Genomic DNA, 2,885 nt, shown 5'->3' on the forward strand with positions numbered 1-2,885 from the left:
AATTTCTTGTTATAAATTTCTTCCGCAATTAAATCCTGGTGCACCAGCATCGATTGATAAGCCGACAAACGCCGTTCATTACGTCCTATTTTGATAGCACTTGTCAACGTTGCGGCGAACGCCAAGCAGGCACCAACCGCACCTAATATTAATTCTGTAGTGCCAATCAAGGCAATACCAAATGGAGCAAGCACTCCAGAGAGCACTAACGCAAAACCAATTAGAGTAACCATCGCCGCTACTGCTGCAAAATAAGAAATCTAAGCGAACGAATGAAATAGAAGAGACTGATTTTATTGAGACCATGAATAAGAAGCTCCTGTTATTAGAAGAAATTAACTCAATGGTCTCTGATTCATTCAGTGATGATAAGAAGTATAAAAAATCTATGGAGGCTCTGCTGCAACAGTGTTCTCTTGAAACGAATGTTCTCATTGAATTAGCGGTTAAGAATAATCGGTTACTCATCTTAAAAAGCTTAATGCGACTACGCAAAGACATAAATTTTGAGTTTAAGAACCTGGATAAGAACCAATATCTTTTGGAAATTGCATATGATAAACATTATTTGGATATCTTCAAATTTTTATTAGAGCATAAGGCCAGCCCTGATATTGTATGTACTAATAAATCCCCCATCCTTTTTTGTGCTTGTGTAGAGGAGCGTTTAGAGGAAATGGAGATATTATTAGAAGCAAAAGCCGATCCATTTGCTATATGTCCCAAAGGATTTGCTTCATTGGGAGCTCTTGTAATGAGAGATGACATTATACCGAATAATGACCATGTAGAACGCTTCTTAATCTGCGTTCGTCAAACAATTGATCAGCAACAAGGTCGGACGAATCAACTTAGCACTCCTCTTGCCTACGTCTGTCAAAAAGGGTGGGAAGATACTGCTAAATTATTACTAAGCCATGGTGCAAACCCTAACATAGGTCGCTTCGATGGTGTTACTCCTTTGGGAGTCTGTGTATACAAGAATAATTTTAAATTATTTCAAAGCATTATTGAAAATTCTACTGTACCTGTTAAGCAAGGATTATCGAATGCTTTAGATGTTGCAGTGCTGTTCCAAACCCTTGAAAATGATGTTGATAAGAACTGTTTTATTGAGGAAGTTATTCGTTATAGTAAGGAACATCAATTAGATCTAGAGATACCATCTGCCACTGATGCCGCAATACGACTTGAAAAATGTGAGGTTATCACTCCACTAAGGATTCATTCAATAAGCATCAGTACTTTTTTTCATAATGCACCTAGAAGTAGTTATGACAGTGACGAAGATGAACATGAAAAAATTACTAATCATTCCATAAATCAATAAATGTCCTAAGTATGGATAAGGGATTATCCGGCTCTAATGTCGCAAAAATAATTATAGTCGTGAAACAGAGCCTCATTATCTACTCCAACGCTTATTAAAAAATAGAGAAACCTACGAGGTCAATTAAGATGCCTCTTTGGCTTAACCAAAGAGGCTAGAGGAAAATTACTCAGATGCTAATTCAATCGCAAAAGCTACCGCTAATTTACTGAAGTTCGTCATATGTTCTAAGCTCAATAGAGCCATAGTATCTGAAGAGCTATGAATATATGGGTTGTGATCATCGAAATTTGATTCACATGGGAATGCGGCAGGAACTCCAATTTCAGTCCATGAAGCATGGTCACTACACCCATACCCACAACGTGAATAATCAACGGGAACCTTCACATAGATATCAATTAATTTCGCTACAAAGTTGCTTAGACCTTTATCGGTGTAATCAGTAAATACCCACATGGTTGGATCTTTAGGATCAACACGATAACCAGTCATATCAAATTGAATCGCCGCTTTAACTGGAATTGCATGCTCGTGGAAATGGTCTACAACATGTTGAGAACCTACCAAGCCACGCTCTTCAGCAGCGTACCAAATGATGTAAACAGGACGTTTAAACGTAGTGTTAGACGATAACAGAACACGAGCCATTTCCATGATACTGGAAGAACCACTACCATCATCACCAGCACCTGGCATACGGCCATCTAAAGTGTCCATATGTGCACCAATAACAATCCCTGGAGCTTTAATGTCTTTACCGATAACGGTCACTAAAGAAGGTTGTTTGTAGTAGCCTGTAGACACAAAATAAGTTGCTACATCGGTACGTCCATATTCTGTTGCCATTGCCTCAAATTTAGCTTTTAACCATTTTGCCGCATCAACCCCAGTATCTTTGGTAGCTGAACGATTATGGTATGAAGTTAAATGAGCCAAAGTTTGCCAAATATTATCCGCAACCACATTTTTCAATGCTGCGTTTACTTCATCTTGATGCTTAATTTCATACGTGGTTTTTCCTTTTATGGGCGCATGCAACGCGTTTTTTGCTAAAACGTTTTTAGCGGCACGCTGTTTTGCAATCAGCGAATTACCTGCTATGCGCTGACTCACATTCACAAAACGACCACAATGTTCTTTATCGGCTAAATGACTGATTGATTCAACATCGGCGCTGGGAACATCTATAATTCGAAATTGTTTGTTTTCTGCCAAAACATCATATGCCGTAGTTATTTTTGCAGCAAGACATTGAGAAACTTGCAATTGCTCATGTACAGGAACACTAGCAGCAGAAACTGGGGTACCTGCCAACATTGAACCAGCAACAATAAAGCCCATCCATTGATTAAAACGCATATCCTCTCCTAATTAATGTTGAGTTTCAAAAACAAAAGAAACTACATGAGGTAAATCATGCTGTTTCACTTTACCTAAATTCATCTATTGAATCTACAGCTACATACACAAAAACCTTGATGCAGCCTGACTCCTCGCGCAATTACACACTATCATGTCCTTTTTTTAACCTTTGCGCCATTGATAATCATTC

At 38.4% G+C, this 2,885-nt stretch carries 3 protein-coding genes; 1 reads left to right on the forward strand and 2 read right to left on the reverse strand.

Annotated elements, in window-relative coordinates; all coding sequences use genetic code 11:
- Positions 1–233 (reverse strand): hypothetical protein (locus tag ACQY7T_RS09290; RefSeq protein WP_428412898.1); only part of this gene is annotated, 233 nt, incomplete at its 3' end.
- Between the two features lie 71 nt (positions 234–304).
- Here ACQY7T_RS09290 and ACQY7T_RS09295 point away from each other — a divergent pair.
- Complete coding sequence (locus ACQY7T_RS09295; RefSeq protein WP_428412899.1) at positions 305–1,330, forward strand: ankyrin repeat domain-containing protein; 1,026 nt, start codon at positions 305–307, stop codon at positions 1,328–1,330.
- A gap of 165 nt (positions 1,331–1,495) precedes the next feature.
- Here ACQY7T_RS09295 and lapA read toward each other — a convergent pair whose 3' ends face one another.
- On the reverse strand, positions 1,496–2,692 hold the full coding sequence (gene lapA, locus ACQY7T_RS09300) for an aminopeptidase LapA (protein ID WP_428412901.1): 1,197 nt from the start codon (positions 2,690–2,692) through the stop codon (positions 1,496–1,498).
- Positions 2,693–2,885 lie beyond the last annotated feature (193 nt).

The sequence above is a fragment of the Legionella sp. genome, from assembly GCF_965140895.1.
Classification (GTDB): Bacteria; Pseudomonadota; Gammaproteobacteria; order Legionellales; family Legionellaceae; genus Legionella.

Excerpts from the sequence above, each read along its gene's own strand:
- lapA (WP_428412901.1), bottom strand. The coding sequence starts at position 2,692 with ATGCGTTTTAATCAATGGATGGGCTTTATTGTTGCTGGTTCAATGTTG.
- ACQY7T_RS09295 (WP_428412899.1), top strand. The coding sequence starts at position 305 with ATGAATAAGAAGCTCCTGTTATTAGAAGAAATTAACTCAATGGTCTCT.